At 66.7% G+C, this 16,592-nt stretch carries 12 protein-coding genes and 7 pseudogenes; 13 read left to right on the top strand and 6 right to left on the bottom strand.

What is annotated here, in order from left to right; genetic code table 11:
- Positions 1-103: 103 nt before the first annotated feature.
- The gene (lexA, locus tag OL239_RS13895; protein WP_442864150.1) at positions 104-940 is read right to left on the bottom strand and encodes a transcriptional repressor LexA; all 837 of its coding nucleotides are present in this window, start codon (positions 938-940) and stop codon (positions 104-106) included.
- A 386-nt stretch (positions 941-1,326) separates the two neighbouring features.
- Between lexA and OL239_RS13890 the strand changes: the two genes are divergently transcribed.
- The 8 genes and pseudogenes from OL239_RS13890 (at position 1,327) to OL239_RS13855 (ending at position 7,782) form a co-directional block, all read left to right on the top strand.
- Positions 1,327-1,827, top strand: coding sequence for a LysM peptidoglycan-binding domain-containing protein (locus OL239_RS13890; RefSeq protein WP_268909417.1), 501 nt, complete (start codon positions 1,327-1,329; stop codon positions 1,825-1,827).
- A 352-nt stretch (positions 1,828-2,179) separates the two neighbouring features.
- Positions 2,180-3,288, top strand: a pseudogene (locus OL239_RS13885) (histidinol-phosphate transaminase).
- 95 nt (positions 3,289-3,383) lie between these two features.
- Positions 3,384-3,989, top strand: a pseudogene (hisB, locus tag OL239_RS13880) (imidazoleglycerol-phosphate dehydratase HisB); the annotation flags it as partial.
- A gap of 7 nt (positions 3,990-3,996) precedes the next feature.
- Entirely contained in the window at positions 3,997-4,632 is a 636-nt protein-coding gene (gene hisH, locus OL239_RS13875) for an imidazole glycerol phosphate synthase subunit HisH (RefSeq protein ID WP_268909416.1), read from the top strand.
- 4 nt (positions 4,633-4,636) lie between these two features.
- On the top strand, positions 4,637-4,828 hold the full coding sequence (locus OL239_RS13870) for a hypothetical protein (RefSeq protein ID WP_268909415.1): 192 nt from the start codon (positions 4,637-4,639) through the stop codon (positions 4,826-4,828).
- A gap of 20 nt (positions 4,829-4,848) precedes the next feature.
- Positions 4,849-5,597 (top strand): annotated as a pseudogene (priA, locus tag OL239_RS13865) (bifunctional 1-(5-phosphoribosyl)-5-((5-phosphoribosylamino)methylideneamino)imidazole-4-carboxamide isomerase/phosphoribosylanthranilate isomerase PriA).
- 5 nt (positions 5,598-5,602) lie between these two features.
- Positions 5,603-6,450: pseudogene (locus tag OL239_RS13860) on the top strand (SseB family protein).
- A 36-nt stretch (positions 6,451-6,486) separates the two neighbouring features.
- Entirely contained in the window at positions 6,487-7,782 is a 1,296-nt protein-coding gene (locus tag OL239_RS13855; RefSeq protein WP_268909414.1) for an MFS transporter, read from the top strand.
- A 70-nt stretch (positions 7,783-7,852) separates the two neighbouring features.
- On the opposite strand, the gene OL239_RS13850 is transcribed toward OL239_RS13855, so the two are convergent.
- Together OL239_RS13850 and OL239_RS13845 are read right to left on the bottom strand one after the other, a co-directional pair.
- Positions 7,853-8,527, bottom strand: a complete 675-nt coding sequence (locus OL239_RS13850; protein WP_268909413.1) for a J-domain-containing protein — start codon at positions 8,525-8,527, stop codon at positions 7,853-7,855.
- Between the two features lie 116 nt (positions 8,528-8,643).
- A pseudogene (locus tag OL239_RS13845) lies at positions 8,644-8,960 on the bottom strand (DUF1844 domain-containing protein).
- Positions 8,961-9,457: 497 nt separating this feature from the next.
- On the opposite strand from OL239_RS13845, the gene infC reads away from it, so the two are divergent.
- The 4 genes and pseudogenes from infC (at position 9,458) to OL239_RS13825 (ending at position 12,488) form a co-directional block, all read left to right on the top strand.
- Positions 9,458-10,456 carry a translation initiation factor IF-3 gene (gene infC / locus OL239_RS13840; RefSeq protein WP_442864149.1) on the top strand — a complete coding sequence of 333 codons (999 nt, stop codon included), beginning with the start codon at positions 9,458-9,460 and terminating at the stop codon, positions 10,454-10,456.
- 113 nt (positions 10,457-10,569) lie between these two features.
- Positions 10,570-10,764, top strand: a complete 195-nt coding sequence (gene rpmI, locus OL239_RS13835; RefSeq protein WP_104055427.1) for a 50S ribosomal protein L35 — start codon at positions 10,570-10,572, stop codon at positions 10,762-10,764.
- 124 nt (positions 10,765-10,888) lie between these two features.
- A complete protein-coding gene (gene rplT, locus OL239_RS13830) occupies positions 10,889-11,536 on the top strand; it encodes a 50S ribosomal protein L20, sunset domain variant (protein ID WP_210230643.1) in 648 nt (215 codons plus the stop codon).
- A gap of 20 nt (positions 11,537-11,556) precedes the next feature.
- Positions 11,557-12,488, top strand: a pseudogene (locus OL239_RS13825) (TrmH family RNA methyltransferase).
- Between the two features lie 178 nt (positions 12,489-12,666).
- Here OL239_RS13825 and OL239_RS13820 read toward each other — a convergent pair.
- Positions 12,667-13,905, bottom strand: a complete 1,239-nt coding sequence (locus tag OL239_RS13820; protein ID WP_268909412.1) for an MFS transporter — start codon at positions 13,903-13,905, stop codon at positions 12,667-12,669.
- A 397-nt stretch (positions 13,906-14,302) separates the two neighbouring features.
- Between OL239_RS13820 and OL239_RS19655 the strand changes: the two are divergent.
- A pseudogene (locus OL239_RS19655) lies at positions 14,303-14,667 on the top strand ((deoxy)nucleoside triphosphate pyrophosphohydrolase).
- Between the two features lie 64 nt (positions 14,668-14,731).
- Here OL239_RS19655 and OL239_RS13805 read toward each other — a convergent pair.
- A complete protein-coding gene (locus tag OL239_RS13805; RefSeq protein ID WP_268909410.1) occupies positions 14,732-15,805 on the bottom strand; it encodes an Rv2578c family radical SAM protein in 1,074 nt (357 codons plus the stop codon).
- A gap of 116 nt (positions 15,806-15,921) precedes the next feature.
- Positions 15,922-16,572 (bottom strand): hypothetical protein, encoded by a 651-nt coding sequence (locus OL239_RS13800; protein ID WP_329609234.1) that lies wholly within the window; start codon positions 16,570-16,572, stop codon positions 15,922-15,924.
- Positions 16,573-16,592 lie beyond the last annotated feature (20 nt).

The raw sequence follows: 16,592 nt of genomic DNA, 5'->3' as shown, positions 1-16,592 counted from the left end.
GCCGGGCGGACACTCAATAAGAAAGGCGGCCGGAACTCCGGCCGCCTTTGCGGTTTCTGCGCACTGCACCCCTTCTTCGCAGCTACACGGCGTTGGCCGGCTCCTAGAGTGAGCGCATGACCGAGACAACCTTGCCCATAATGACGGCGTGGTCGCCCACGATGGGCTCATAGCGGGTGTTTTGCGGCAGCAGCCAAGTGTGGCCGTTGCGCTGGCGGAACGTTTTGACCGTGGCCTCGTCGTCGAGCAGCGCGGCTACGATGTCGCCGTTCTCAGCCGTGGGCTGGCGCCGGACCACCACCCAGTCACCGTCGCAGATGGCGGCGTCCACCATCGAGTCACCCGAGACGCGGAGCATGAAGAGATCGCCGTGTCCCACCAGCTGACGGGGCAGCGGCATGATGTCCTCCACCACCTGCTCCGCCAGTATGGGGCCGCCGGCAGCGATGCGTCCCACCAGGGGCACCATGGCCGTGTCCACGGAGGTGGAGATTTCGGTCACTGTTGCCAGCCCGGGTGAGGAGCTGTCGCCGTTGCCGGAGCGGCTGTTCCCCTTGCCGGGTGTGGCCTCGGCCGGCGACGACGGTTCCGTGCGGCCGGGGCTCTCCGCCGGCTCTGTGCTGTTGCCCGCTGCATCAGCGGCTCCATCGCGCAGCATCAGCGGAATCAGGATTTCCATGGCCCGGGGACGCTTGGGATCGCGGCGGATGTAGCCGAGCTTCTCCAGCTGTGTGAGCTGGTGGGTCACGCTGGACAGACTCGCCAGGCCCACGGTGTCCCCGATTTCCCGCATGGTGGGCGGGTATCCGTTGGTGCTCACTGATCGCTGGATCATCTCCAGGACGGTCTTCTGCCGCGGAGTGAGGCCTTTCACACGCGCACGGGGGCCGGTTGCCGCTGGCTGGTTGGTGCTGTCTTCTAAAGCAGTCCTGCGGGCCACGTGGGGTTCCCTTCGGGTCAGCTGGTCCGGGCGGTGCCGGAGCTGGTCGGGCGGATGTCTGGGCCGGAACACTGTACTAGCCGTGCCGGCGGAAATGTCAGAGGCAGCTGATTCAGTGGTCCCGTACGAACCGCCCGAAGCCTGCGCCCCGCACCGGCCCGGCCTGAACCGGAGAAACTGTCCCTCTGAAAGTCAACGCTAGGGGAGCCGGGGTGTCTTTTCAAACATTTGTTCGAGCGAGTCTCGACTTTAGTAGTAGATAGGTGCTAGAAATGAGTTCACGAGGTTCGAACATAGTTTCGAAGCGTTCTCGCCGTGCAACTTCCACTTCTTCGAATACAGCTTCGGCCCTGCAGCCGCTGCCATCGAACCGGAAAGGTATTTTCATGCCAGCCCAGACAATGTCCCGCCAGTCTTCCCCCTTGATTTCCGCCGCAGAACCGGCTGCAGCAACGTGCCAGACTCCTGCAGCCCCGGCAGCTGCGGCCGCCACATTCCCGGCCGCTCCTCTCTCTCCGGCCGTGTCGTCCTCTTATGCCGCACCGGATGCGGCTGCCGCCGCATCCCTGTCTCCGGCCGCGCCGCTTCGCCTGACGCGCAGGGGCCGGCTGGTGTTCATTGGCCTCCCGCTGATGCTCACCGCTGCGGCCGCGCTCACTGTGCTCGGCTTCTTCACGGCTCCGGCCATGGCCTCCAGCGGCGGGCCGGACCTCACACGCACACTCCAGGTCAGCGTCAGTCCCGGTGATTCCCTGTGGGGCCTGGCGGAGGAATTCGCTCCCGAGCGGGATCCCCGGGATGTGGTCGCCGACATCGTGGAACTGAACAACCTCCCCGACGAGCGGGTTCCGGCCGGCGTACAGCTGTTCATTCCGGTCCAGTCGTAAACAGCGCCTTCACCGTGGCGCCCGTTTTGACCCGGCGCTCGGGCCGCATGGCAACGCGCTGTGCGACGGGACAGAGCCATGCACAAGAACAGGACAGGGCTTTGCGGCAGGCCCGAGGGCACCAAGTCCATCTCCCGGCAGAACACGCCGCCCCCTGCCTCCGGACGTGACACCCCGATCCTGCCTCCGGACGTGACACCCCGGACGTGACACCCCGGACAGAACACCCCGACCCTGCCTCCGGACGTGACACCCCGGACAGAACACCCCGACCCTGCCTCCGGACGTAACACCCCCGACGCTGCGGCTCCGGGATTCTTCCCGCCCCGCTTTGAAGTCTTAAGCTGTACTGGTGACTGAACAGCTGGAAAGACTGAACCGACTTCCCCTGCGCGATGACCTTCGCGGACTGACGCCTTACGGTGCCCCGCAGCTCGACGTGCCCATCCTGCTGAATGTCAACGAGAATACCCACGGTCTGCCGGACTCGGTGCGCAAAGCAATCGCGGCGTCCGTTGAGCAGGCCACCGCAGGGCTCAACCGTTATCCGGACCGTGAATTTACCGAACTCCGCGAACGGCTGGCTGCCTATCTGGGCCACGGACTCGGCACTGACAACATCTGGGCCGGTAACGGCTCAAACGAGGTCCTGCAGCAGATCCTGCAGGCCTTCGGCGGCCCGGGCGCACCGCCATGAGTTTTCCTCCCACCTATTCCATGTACCCGCTGCTGGCCAGCGGTACCGGTACCCGCTACGTGACCGGAAAACGCAGCGGCGACTTCGGACTGACGGCGGAGGCGGCAGCCGAACAGGTTCGCGAGCAGGCACCAAACATCGTTTTCCTGTGCACCCCGAACAACCCCACCGGAACGGCCCTTTCACTGGATGTTGTGGAAGCCGTCTATGAGGCAGGTGCCGCCTCCCGGGCCATCGTGATCGTGGACGAGGCCTACGGGGAGTTTTTCCACGCCGGCACTCCCAGCGCTCTGCAGCTGCTGCCCGGCAGGGAGCGCCTGATCGTGTCCCGGACCATGAGCAAGGCCTTCGCTCTTGCCGGAGCCCGTGTGGGATATATGGCTGCCGCCCCGGAAGTCACCGATGCCCTGCGCCTGGTACGCCTGCCGTACCACCTCTCGGCCATCACGCAGGCCACCGCGAATGCCGCGCTGGAGCACGCTGACGCTCTGCTGGCCAACGTTGAAGCCATCAAGGTCCAGCGCGACCGGATTGTCTCCGAGCTGCTTGGCCTGGGTCTGAAGCCGGCACCCTCGGATGCCAACTTTGTGTTCTTCGGCGGATTGGAAAACCCCCGCGCGGTCTGGGAGGGTCTGCTGGAAGCGGGTGTGCTGGTCCGCGATGTTGGGATCCCCGGCCATCTGCGTGTCACCGCGGGCACGGAATCCGAGACCAGCGCCTTCCTGGGCCGGCTGCGCGAACTGCTGGCGGCCGGCGTCAGGTAACTTCGAGCCCCGGTGCCCGTCCCGCCGGTGAGCGGAACCTCCGGCGTCCAGACACTAAACTGTTAGCAGAGACCACCTTCTTTCAAAGGAAAACCATGACTGTGGAGACCACCACCGGCCGCACAGCCCGCCTCGAACGGGTCACCAGTGAATCGTCAGTGGTAGTGGAGCTGGACCTGGACGGAACCGGCCAGTCCAACATCAGCACCTCGGTGCCGTTCTACGACCACATGCTGACGGCCCTGGCCAAGCACTCCCTGATGGATCTCACGGTGCAGGCCACCGGCGACACCCATATCGATGTGCACCACACCGTCGAGGACATTGCCATCAGCATTGGTGAGGCACTGAAGACAGCGCTGGGGAACAAGGCGGGCATCCGCCGCTTCGGGGAGGCTACCGTACCGCTGGACGAAGCCCTGGCCAACGCCGTCGTCGACATCTCCGGGCGCCCTTACCTGGTGCACTCGGGTGAACCGGCCGGACAGGAATACCACCTCATCGGCGGGCACTTCACCGGATCGCTGACCCGGCACGTTTTCGAGGCCATCACGCTGCACGCCCAAATCTGCCTGCACATGACCGTCATCGGCGGCCGCGACCCGCACCACATCGTTGAGGCCCAGTTCAAGGCCTTCGCCCGGGCGCTGCGTGCCGCCGTGGAGCCGGACCCCCGCGTCGAGGGTATTCCATCCACCAAGGAGCCCTGTGAGCAGCCGCAATGTCACTGTCCTGGACTACGGGTCCGGCAACATTCGCTCGGCCGTCCGCGCGCTGGAACACGTCGGCGCCAACGTCACGCTGAGTTCCAAATCCTCCGACGTCCTGGAGGCTGACGGCCTGCTGGTGCCCGGCGTGGGCGCCTTCGCCGCTGTTATGCAGGGCCTGAAGGAGGTCGACGCACTGCGCATGATCGGCCGCCGCGTTGCCGGCGGCCGGCCCGTCATGGGTATCTGCGTGGGGCTTCAGGTGCTCTTTGACGAGGGCGTGGAACACGGCGTCCGGACCCCGGGCATGGGGAGTGGCCCGGCGTCGTGGAACGCCTCGACGCCGAGGTGGTGCCGCACATGGGCTGGAATACCGTCCAGCCGCCGGAAGGCTCCGGCTTTTGCCGGTATTGAGGACGAGCGGTTCTATTTCGTGCACAGCTACGGCGTGCAGAAATGGGACTTTGACGTTACCCAGCCGGCCATGCGCGCGCCGCAGGTCACCTGGGCCGAGCACGGCAGCCGTTTTGTGGCAGCCGTGGAAAACGGCGCGCTGACCGCAACGCAGTTCCATCCGGAAAAGTCCGGTGACGCCGGTGCGGCGCTGCTGGAAAACTGGCTGAAGACACTGGGCTAGGGCTATGTGGAGCATTATCCTCATGGGCCTGGCCGGACTGCTGATTGGCGGCGCGATTTCCTTCCGTAGCCAAGGCATGTCCAAAATCGTCACCGTCAGCTTCTGGGTCCTGGCAGGAATGGCACTGCTCGGTGCCTACCTGCTGATCGACACCCCGCCTAGACCCCCGCCCGGCGCCCGCGCCGCCCCGGACTGAACCCCACGGAAAGCAGAACCATGTCATTGATTGAAACGCCCATCCTCGAACTGCTGCCCGCCGTGGACGTCGCGGACGGCCAGGCCGTGCGCCTGGTCCAGGGTGAGGCCGGCAGCGAAACGAGCTACGGAGATCCGCTTGAAGCGGCCATGGCCTGGCAGAACGACGGCGCCGACTGGGTTCACCTGGTGGACCTGGACGCAGCTTTCGGCCGCGGTTCCAACCTTCCGCTGCTCAAGCGCGTAGTGGAGGAACTGGACATCAAGGTGGAGCTCTCCGGCGGCATCCGGGACGACGCTTCCCTGGACCTGGCCCTGGAACTCGGTGCCAGCCGGGTAAACCTGGGCACTGCCGCGCTGGAGAATCCGGAATGGACCGCCAGTGCCATCGCCCGCTACGGCGAGGCCATCGCCGTCGGACTCGATGTCCGCGGCACCACCCTGGCCGCGCGCGGCTGGACGAAGGAAGGCGGGGATCTCTGGGAGGTCCTGGCCCGGCTGGAGGACGCCGGCTGCCCGCGCTACGTGGTCACCGACGTCACCAAGGACGGCACGCTGCGCGGTCCCAACCTGGAGCTGCTGCGGGAGGTGCTGAAGCGCACCGACCGGCCCGTGGTCGCCTCCGGCGGCATCTCGTCCCTGGACGATCTGGCTGCCCTGCGCGAACTCGTTCCGCTCGGTCTGGAAGGCACCATCGTGGGCAAGCCCTCTACGCCGGCGCCTTCACGCTTCCGCAGGCGTTCGACATCGCCGGACATCCGGAGCGCTAGGACCCATGGCTGAGCGCGCCCTCCCCGGACATATCGCCGCCGCCCTCGCCGGGGCCGGAGGGCCCTCCGACTCCGCCGGGCAGCCCTGGTCCGGCCGGGACCTCTCCGGCGACGGCAATCCGCTGCACAATTTCGACGCCGACGACGGTGCGGCCGACGCCGGATACCTCGCCGCCGCAGCGGCGCTGGAAGAGGGTACAGGCACGGAAGCGGACGTGGTCGCCGCGCTGGCCACCGCCCGCGTCTTTGTACCCATCGTGGCGACCCTGGGCGCCGAGGCGGAGTCCGAGCACGGACTCACCGCGGACAAAGAGGCCGATATGGCACTGGTTACCCTCACCGCTCCCGACGGGCGCAAGGCGCTGCCGGTCTTCACCTCCGTACCGGCGCTGCAGCAATGGCACCCGGAGGCCCGCCCGGTGGCTGTGTATGCCGCCCGCGCCGCCCTCTCCGCCGTATCGGAGGAGGCGCAGCTGCTGGTCGTGGATCCCGGTGCCGACGTCACCTTCGTCGTGCGCCGCCCGGCCATGTGGGCCCTGGCCCAGCAGCGGCCCTGGACCCCCTCGTACGCCGATGAGGAGGTGGCGCAGGCGGTATCGGCAGCAGTCGACGCCGAACCCGCCGTCACGGGCGTTCAGCTCGTCCAGGGACCGGGAACGGTGACACGGTCGGCGCGCGGAACGGTGGTGGCCGGGGTGGTGCCGGTCCTGAGCTTAGAATGGTCCTTCACCTGGCACCGGGACTGGATGCGCAGGCGGTGCAGGGCATCGCCGGCACGCTGCAGCAACGCCTCGCTGCCGATCCGTTATTCGTTGAGCGCGTGGATTCCCTGGATCTCAAAATCACGCGCTGACCTTGCTGGGCGGGGGACCGCCGGAAGTGAAGTGCCGTGAATTTCTCCGCCTACGGGGAGTTGCTCCGTATCGCCCCCATCCGCCGGCTGCTGCTGGTGGGCATGATCGCCCGGTTCCCGCATTCCGCCGCCGGCGTGCTGCTGACCCTGCATGTGGTCCTGACCATGGACATGGGATACGCCAAAGCCGGTGCCGTTGCCGCCGTCGTGACCGTGGGCATAGCCGTCGGCGCCCCGTGGCGCGGCCGCCGCGTGGACAACGTTGGCCTGCGCCGCGCCCTGATTCCCTCGGTGGTCTCCGAGGCCGTCATCTGGTCCATCGCCCCGCACGCCAGCTATCAGTGGCTGCTCGTCCTGGCACTGATCGGCGGCGTTTTCACCCTTCCGGTCTTTAGCGTGGTCCGCCAGTCCCTCGGCGTGCTCGCCACGGGGGACCAGCGCCGAACCGCCTTTGCCCTGGATTCGATCGCCACCGAAGTCGTGTTCATGGGCGGACCCGCGCTGGGAGCCGTCCTGGCCACATCGTTCTCCTCCGTGATCGGACTGACCCTGGTGGGTGTTACCACCTCGCTCGCAGGCCTGCTGCTGATTTGGTTCAATCCGCCCACGCGCTCCGACAATCCGCGTGATGCTGCGTCTGCGGTGCAGGAACGCGAGGCCGCCAATGCGGCCGTGGTGGCCGCCGCGCCCGCGCACCTGTCAGAGGCCTCATCAGAGCTGCAGCCGCTGGCGGCCCTCAGCCGCGGTGCGCGGCTGAAGTCGGGATTCTCCTGGTTTACGCTCAGCGTGGCCGTGGTCTTTGCCGTGGCGGTGGGTGCCGGGCTGCTGCTGTCCAGTTCCGACGTCGGCATTGTGGCATTGGTCGAGCACACCGGCCAGCCCCAGCAGGTAGGCATCGTGTTCGCCGTCTGGTGTGCGGCCTCCGTGGTGGGCGGCCTGACTTACGGGGCCATGCGCCGGCGGATCTCGCCCATGCTCCTGCTGCTGGCCATGGCCGTCCTGACCCTTCCCATGGCCCTGGCCACGGACACAATCAGCCTGGCGCTGCTCTCCATTCCCGCCGGTCTGCTGTGTGCTCCGGTGCTGTCCTCGGCTTCGGAACGGGTTGCCGATCTGGTGTCCGAGGAACGGCGCGGAGAGGCGATGGGCTGGTACGGCTCCGCCCTGACCTCGGGGACGGCACTTGGTGCACCGCTGGCCGGTGCAGCAATCGATTTCGTTGGTCCCTGGGCCGGATTCACGGTTGCCGGGGTCTCTGCCACGCTGCTGGTGCTGGTCACCCTGAGCGTGCGGAAGGTCAGCCGCCGCGGGCAGCGGCTGCCGGCTGCGTAGAACCGCCGGGGTGGTGCAGGCCCGGTGGCGCAGCCCTTGAAGCGCAGGACGGATTGGCGGGCCTCCCGGGCTACTCCGGCAGCCGGCCCGGCCGACCGTGGGCAAGCCGTTCGCGGAGGCGGCGCAGCCAGCGCCGGGGACCGGGCCGCCGGGTCGTATCGGCCGTACCGGCTCCGTTTGCCGCCGCAGCCAGCGCTTCCGCCTCCGGCTCTCCGGCTGGCAGGCCCCGGCGCTCCCGCCAGCCGCGCACTTCCTCCTCGGCGTCGCGGAGCTTAGTGATGACGGGCGGCCCGCCCAGCAACTGCCGGCGCGCCTCGATGATGCGCGAGTTAAAGTCCTCCACGGCGTCGCGCACCTGCCGCTCGGAGGGCAGCCGGTCCAGCCGCGGCCCGAACTCCTCATCCTCGACCCTCAGCAGCAGGGCGGGCGGGCCGAGACCGGAGATGTTCTCCCGTTTGATCAGGCGCTTGATCCACCAGTCCGGGTCCGGGTCACCAAGGCCGGGGATCGGCTTGCCGGCGTAACGCAGATCCTGGAACTCCCCACGGTTCATGGCGTCACGGATTAGGTAATCGGCTTTGTCTGCCGCGCTGATTTTCCGGCGTTTCGCAGCAAGCTCATCCTCCCGTGCGCCGCCGAGGCCCTCGGGCATCTTGTAGCCCGCATTCTCCGGCGTTCCCGCAGCCTTGAGCCGTGCTGCCTGTTCGAGCCTTTTCCTGTAGGCCTCGGCACCCGTGCTGCCCATCGGGCGTCACCGCCTTCCGTTGAACGTCCCGTACAGGTTACGCATTCTTTCGGACAGCGAAAAGCCCGGCGGGCCACCGCGAACTGCGGGCCCGCCGGGCTCAGGGAATGCGAAAGCTAGTTAACGGGACCGGTGAACTTCTCGCCGGGGCCCTTGCCGGGGGATCCTGGACCAGGGACGCCTCGCGGAAGGCCAGCTGCAGGGAGCGCAGGCCGTCGCGCAGCGGACCGGCGTGCCGGCTGCCGATTTCGGGAGCGGCGGCGGTAACAAAGCCGGCCAGCGCGACGATCAGTTTCCGGGCCTCATCCAGGTCCTTCAGTTCCTCGGCGTCGTCTCCTTCGGCGAGGCCGCACTTAACGGCGGCGGCGCTCATCAGGTGGACGGCGGCGGTGGTGATAACTTCGATTGCGGGGACCTCTGCGATGTCACGCATTTGGGCCGCCACTTCCTGCTCTTCAGCCGAAGGGGTGTGCACCTCTTCCGGGGTGCCGGGGAAGGAATGACGGGTGTGCTCGTCCGCCGGGTTGCTCTGTGGGGTACTCATACTGGTAAGCTTGTCACAGACCAACTGGTTGTCGTTACTTTCAGCGCCCTTCTTGAAGCGGTTGTTGACTGCGTCACATCAACCAGTATGCAAGCGGAGAATCCTCCCACCCGCGTCAGCCTGAATCTTCAGTCCGCGTGCCTTAGGGCGCCTGTGCAGAAGCAGAGTTGCCGGGTACGGTCGGCCCCCGGTGGCGGGTCCAGGCATTGCCTGGACCAATCAATCCGGGAGGTTGCTGCTGACGCAGCACCCGCCGACCCCTCGAGGCCTCCGATTGCGCGTGCAATTGGGGGCCTTCTTCAGTTGCAGGCGGTAGCCGTTTTGAAGAAATCAGGAGCTGCAACATTAGCGAGCCAAGAATCAATGATCGAATCCGCGTCCCTGAGGTGCGGCTGGTAGGACCGGCTGGAGAGCAAGTTGGGGTTGTCCGTATCGAAGACGCCCTGCGTCTGGCAGCCGAATCCGACCTGGATCTTGTTGAGGTGGCACCGCAGGCAAAGCCTCCGGTGTGCAAACTAATGGACTTCGGCAAGTACAAGTACGAAGCCGCCGTCAAGGCCCGTGAGGCACGCAAGAACCAGACGAACACCGTTCTGAAGGAAATTCGTTTCCGCCTGAAGATCGACACTCACGACTATGAGACCAAGCGCGGGCATGCCATGCGCTTCCTCGCTGCCGGAGATAAGGTCAAGGCCATGATCCAGTTCCGCGGCCGTGAACAGCAGCGCCCGGAAATGGGCATGAAGCTGCTGAACAAGTTCGCAGCCGACGTCGCCGAGGTGGGCGTAGTGGAATCCACTCCCCGCATCGACGGCCGCAACATGGTCATGGTTATTGGACCGCTGAAGAACAAGGCCGAAGCCAAGGCCGAAGCGCGCCGCGCGTCGCAGCGTGCCGATGCCAGGGCAGCCAACGAAGCGGTCAAGAACGGGGAAGCACCCGCACGGGTTGATACCTCCGCTGAAAACAAGGCGCCGCTGACGCAGAGCCTGGCGGATCTTCTGCCCGACGGCCTGCGGCTTGGTTCTTCCGCGGCCGAGGCTGACAAGGCCCGCGCCGAGAAGGAAAAGGCCGATAAGGAGATGGCTGAAAAGCGTGCCCAGGCTGCCGCCGAAAAGGCAGCAGCGGACGCACGCCGCGCGGCGGAAGCAGCCAAGGCTCCGGCTCCGAAGCCGGTTGCAGAGGCACCCGCCGCAGCGCCTGCTCCCGCCGAGTCGAAGCCCGCGCCGGCTCCCAAGCCGGCTGCAGTGCCCAAGCCCACGGCCATGAAGCCGGCACCCAAGCCTGCTGCCCGTCCCAAGCCGGCCGCAGCATCCAAACCTGCTGGCAAGGCTGCTCCTTCACGGGGTGCAGCAAGCCAGAGCAAGCCCGGAACTGCGGAGTAGAACTCAGCTTTTCCCCGCAGGACGTCCCGGCGTCCAGTAAACCCCCGGCACTGCAAGGTGCCCAAAGCCCCGCAGGCTCTAAGCCTGCGGAAACCCAAAGGAGATCGGTAGTCATGCCGAAGATGAAGACCCACAGTGGCGCCAAGAAGCGCTTCAAGCTGACCGGTACCGGCAAGCTCAAGCGCCAGCAGGCCAACCGCCGCCACTACCTCGAGCACAAGCCGTCCACGCTGACGCGCCGCCTTGCCAGCGACAAGCTCGTTGCCCCGGCAGACGCCAAGGTCATCAAGAAGATGCTGGGCATCTAGTCTTTCCCCCCTCGACAGGCGGCCCGTCCGGGCTTCCGTCACACCATCAAGCTTTTCCGGGCCTGAATCCAGGCCGAGTACCTGAGTGCAGGTGCACGGAAGATTTATCCAAAGGAGTACGCACGTGGCACGTGTGAAGCGGGCGGTAAACGCCCATAAGAAGCGTCGGGTTATCCTCGAGCGCGCCAAGGGTTACCGCGGACAGCGTTCACGTCTGGTCCGCAAGGCCAAAGAGCAGCTGCTGCACTCGTTCGTGTACAGCTACGGCGACCGCCGCAAGCGCAAGGGCGACTTCCGCCGCCTGTGGATCCAGCGCATCAACGCTGCATCCCGCGCCAACGGCCTGACCTACAACCGCCTGATCCAGGGCCTGAAGGCTGCCGAGATCCAGGTTGACCGCCGCATGCTGGCAGAACTGGCCGTCAACGACGCCGCCGCGTTCGCCACGCTGGTGCAGATCGCCAAGAACGCCCTGCCGTCCGACACCTCGGCTCCGGCCGTTGCTGCTGCTCCCGCTGCCAAGGCTGCTCCGGCTGCCTCCAAGCCGGCTGCTGCTGTTGCTGACGCCCAGGGTGGCTTCAAGGCTTCCGAAGGCGACGCTCCCGAGGGTTTTGTCATCAAGGGCAACCTGGGCTCCGGCAAGTACCACGTTCCGGGTTCCACCTGGTACGAGCAGACCGTAGCCGAGTACTGGTTCAACTCCGTCGAAGCCGCCAAGGCTGCCGGACTGGAGCCTGCTGGCGGAGAATCCCGCCAGAAGTTCCAGGGCTAGAAATCGGTTATTAACCGATCATGAATACTGTTGGGCGCCCGCCGGCTCCGCCAATGGCCAATCCCCGAGCAGATCGGGTACGGGATGTGGCGAAGCTGGCCGGGCGCCCGGCGCGTCGAAGACGGGCCGCTTTGTGGCCGAAGGGCCGCAGGCCGTCCGTGAGGCGCTGCTGAGCCACCGGGCCGACGCCTCGGCCGGCGGGGCCGGCGTCGTACTTGAAGTCTTCGCCACCGAAGCGTGCCTGGAGCGGATGCCGGAGCTGGCCGACTTGGCAGCCGGGCTGCCGCTGCGGCTGGCCACCGATGAGGTCATCGGCGCGATGGCCACCACCATTTCTCCGCAGGGCATCGTGGCCGTGTGCCGCATTGCGGAGTATGACCTGGACGATGTGCTGGCCTCCGGTGTCCGGATGGTTGCCGTCCTGTGCGAAGTCCGCGACCCCGGAAACGCCGGCACCATTCTGCGTGCCGCTGATTCGGCCGGCGCCGACGCCGTGGTGCTGACCTCCTCCAGCGTGGATATCCACAACCCCAAAGCCGTGCGTTCCACGGCCGGCTCGCTCTTCCACCTGCCGGTGGTCACCGGCGTCGAGCTCGATTTCCTGATGTCCGCCCTGCGCGCGCACGGCCTGACTGTCCTGGCCGCCGACGGTTACGGAAACGTGGACCTTGACCGGCTCCAGGACGAAAGCGCGCTGCGGCGTTTGGCACCTGCCGCTCCGGAAGAGGCCGACGGCGCCACCCCCGCCGCCGTGGCCGAACCGTCCCAGCCGCGGCTGGAGAACTCCACCGCCTGGCTCTTCGGTAATGAAGCCCAGGGCCTGTCCGACGCCGCGCTGGCCGAAGCCGACTACCGTGTGGCAGTGCCGGTATACGGGCGGGCCGAAAGCCTCAATGTGGGAACCGCGGCCACAGTGTGCCTTTACGCGTCGGCGCGCGCCCAGAACCGCTAGCACCCGGCAGCGCCAGAGGCCGAGGCGCCGCTGGAAACGGGCGGATCACGTGCGGGAACGCGCGTTGAGTCCAGACCGGGCGGAGCCCCTCCTGATGCCCGCACAGCGGGCGGGTCAGGGCGCATGGCCCGCCCACGCCATAGTCCGCCCCGGCCCTTCAAGGCGCCGGCCGGTGCTCCTATTGAACGGGTGCTTGTTCCGAGGCTGCCTGCCCCACGGACTCTGCAGGCAGGCTGGGACCCTTCCGGTCCAGCCAGCCACTCAGCAGGGCGATGCCCAGTCCCATCAGGGCCAGGACGGCGCCGACGACGGCGGGCGAGCGGTAACCCCAGCCCCAGGCGATGACCAACCCGCCCAGCAGGGCCCCGAGCGCATTAGCCATATTCAACGCTGAGTGGGTCAGGGACGATGCCAGAGATTGGGCATCGGGGGAGACATCCAGCAAGCGGGTCTGCAGCGGCGGAACCAGCATGGACCCGATGGCTCCAACCAGGAACACCAACGCCAGTGCCCCGGCCTTGTACTGGACGAGCCACGCGTACGACGCCAGGATCAGGACGGTGCCGGCCAGAATCCCGTAGATGCTCCGCATGACGCTGCGGTCCGCAAGGCGTCCGCCGGCAATGTTCCCGGCCACGTTGCCCAAGCCATACAGGCCAACGATCAGCGGCAGCAGCTCAGCATTAAAGCCCGCCACATTGGTCATCGTGGGGGAGATGTAGGCGTACACCGCAAAGAAGCCGCCGAAGCCCACGGTGCCCACCAGCAGGGCCAGCCACACCTGGACCCGGCGCAGGGCACCGAGTTCGCGCCGGATGCTGGCTCCGGGAAGGGCTGCCTGATACGGGACAAACCGCACCATGAGGACCACAGTCAGCAGTCCAATGCCCCCTACCAGGACAAACATCCAGCGCCACCCGGCCTGCTGGCCCAGCCATGTGGCAAACGGAACGCCGACCACGTTGGCGATGCTGAGGCCCAGCATCACCATGGAGATGGCACGGGCCCGGCGGGTGGGTGCCACCAGCGACGCGGCGATCACGGCGGCGACGCCGAAGAAGGCTCCGTGGGGCAGGCCGGAGACAAAGCGGCTGACCAGCAGCCATGCGTAATCCGGGGCAAAGAACGAGGACAGATTGCCCACCGCGAAGAGGACCATCAGCCCCACCGCGAGTTTTTTGCGCGGCATCCGTGCCCCGAGGGCGGCGAGGACCGGAGCGCCGACCACCACGCCGAGGGCATAGGCGGAAATGACGTGGCCGCCCGCGGGAACGGAGATCCCCAGCTCGGTGACCATTTCCTGGAGCAGGCCCATGATGGCAAACTCCGTGGTGCCGATGGCGAATCCGCCGACGGCGAGGGCGAAGATGGCCAGTGAGGCCCGCTTGGCGTTGCGTGCGGGTGAGGACGACGACATAGATCTCTTTCAGAACAAATGCGGTGTGAGGCCGGGCGGTCGCCGCAGGCCGGGAACGCGCAGAAAAACCGCGGCAAACCGTGGAAGTCCGCCGCAAAACCATGGAAACCCCTGGAAATCCGTGGAAACCATAAGAATCCGCGAGGATTCCCCAGAAACCTGCAGGCTTTCTGCGGGGAAGTCGGAGGGCGGCCTGGCGCGGGCGGCCGCCAACGTTTGGGAAGGGACGCGCACGGCCCCTGCCGGCGTAGATGCTCCGGGGCTTGGCGGTAACCGCAACAGCGCTGTCCCGCCCAGTTTAGTCCAGACCGGGCCGTAGACTCGATCCGTGTCTAATTCCGAACTGAAACAAGTTGTTGGTGCCGCACTCGTGGACAGTCTGGCCGCTCCCACGAAAATGCTGGCTGCACGCCGCACAGCGCCCGAGCAGTATGCCGGTATGTGGGAGTTCCCCGGCGGCAAGGTCGAAGCCGGCGAGACCTGCGAAGAGGGCCTGCACCGGGAACTGCAGGAAGAACTCGGGATTGAGGTTCGGCTCGGTGCCGAAATCCGCGGGCCGGGGAGCAGGGGTGGCCGCTGAACGTAAAAGCAGCCATGCGGGTGTGGCTTGCCGAGGTAACCGAGGGTACTCCTTCTCCGCTGGAGGACCATGACGAGCTGCGGTGGGTTGCGCTCGACCCCGGGGAGCTGAACGCTTTGGCCTGGATTCCCGCCGATCTTCCCATCGTCGGGGCACTGTTGGAGACTGCCGCCCGGCCGTAGCGGCGCAGCTCCCGGCGCTTACCGCCGGGCTCCACGCTGCGGTTTGGCGTTTTTCTCGGGCGGCTCAGAAGAGCGTTTGGGCAACCGGGTTTGCCTCCGCGGCAAAGGCTGGAACTGCGGGTCCTGCCCCGGTTACCCGGGCGGGCTGTCCGGGGCGGGCTGGCGTATCGGTCCGGGAGGGCAGGAACTGTGCCTTCGAGGTGAAGCCGTGTCTTTTCTTGAAGAACTGCACGCGGCCGGCCAGCCACTGCCGGTACTCCTTGGAGGCGTAGGTTCCGCCGCCGTACAGCCGGGCGTACTTGCCTGATAGATGCGGGTAGTCGCGGGCAATGAACGTGAGGAACCATTCCCGGGCGCCCGGACGCAGATGCAGTGCCCCGGCGGTTACTCCGGTGGCGCCGGCAGCAGCCAGGGCGCCGAAGAGGGCGTCCAAGGACTCATCGCCGTCGGTCAGCCAGGGCAGGATTGGCATGGCCATCACGGAGCAGGGCAGGCCGGCATCCCGCAGCCGGCTGATCAGCTCCAGCCGCGCTTTTGGCGTGGGTGTTCCCGGCTCCACCCGGTGGGCCAAATCCGGATCCAGCAGGGCCAGGGAGATTCCCATGCCGATCTCCGTGTCCTGCCCGGCGCTCCTGAGCAGCGGAAGGTCCCGGGCCAGCAGCGTGCCCTTGGTCAGGATGGAAAACGGCGTTCCGGAGGCGGCGAGTGCCTTGATGATGTCCGGCATCAGCCGGTACCGGCCTTCGGCCCGCTGATAGGGATCGGTGTTGGTGCCCATCGCGACGTGCTCTTGCTGCCAGGACGGACGCCGCAGCTCACAGCGGAGCACTTCCGCCACGTTGGTCTTGACCACCAGCTGGCTGTCGAAATCCAGGCCGCTGTCCAGGTCCAGGTAGGTATGTGTTTTCCGCGCGAAGCAGTAGACGCAGCCGTGGCTGCAGCCACGGTAGGGATTGATGGTCCAGCCGAACGGCATTCCGGATGTCTTCCCCACCTTGTTCAGGGCTGACTTGGCTATCACTTCGTGAAAGGTGATCCCAGCAAATTCCGGTGTCTTGACGCTGCGCACCACGCCCTGCAGGGCCAGCAGCGCATCCTGCGTGCCGGCCGCCTTTGGTTCCTGGGCTTCCCATCTCATGCCGTCCATTAGAACACATGTACTAATGCCGGGACAGTCCCTGCGGCGTCAGCGGGAGCGGCGGGGGACAGGGTTAGGGGACAGGGTTAGGGGACAGGGTTAGGTGGGGGACAGGGTTAGGGGGAGCCGGGTCCGGGGAGCGGCACAGGGGAGGCATGCCCGGGGCGCCGGTAACCGCCGTCCTCCAGTCCCTCCAGCCGCTCAAAAACATTGCCCGACGCCGGATCCCCGGTCCGGAGCGTGGAGATCGCCGCCGCGAGGAAATAGAGCGGCAGGAACACCGGCCCGAACGCCGCGTACTGGCTGCTGTGCCGGGACTCGTGCCGCAGCAGGCTGCTGACGGCACTGCCGGGCGCTGCGGTTTTGACCGCGGGTCCGGTGTGTCCGGCTGGTCCGGGGCGAAACGAAGCAGCGGCCCGGGAGCGGTACAGGATCACGTTGCCCACCGTGAAGGCGGCTGCCCGGGGCAGCGGCCAGGTCCAGCCGCCGGCCAGCAGCAGTCCGTCCGGGCCCCGGGAAATCCGGCATCCACCGGCGCGGGCCAGGGCAATCCCGGCGGGGGTGCTCAGGTTGACGATGTTCAGCAACCGGCGGAGCCTCACAAAAAACGTGCGGAACCGGGAGGGGGCAGCAGTGCGGGGACGGTTCACGCTGTCAGTGTAGGGACGCCACGCCGGACCCGTCACGTGCGGATCATTCCCGGTCATCCCCGCCGTCGTCATGCCCGGGTCACAGTCCGGGTTGGTTAGACTGGAAGCTACGGGCATTTTCCCTCGTTTTTCCACGA

Source organism: Arthrobacter sp. ATA002 (assembly GCF_026898095.1).
GTDB lineage: Bacteria > Actinomycetota > Actinomycetes > Actinomycetales > Micrococcaceae > Arthrobacter_B.
The sequence above is the reverse complement of the archived record's forward strand: the minus strand, read 5'-3'. Positions and strand labels throughout refer to the sequence as shown.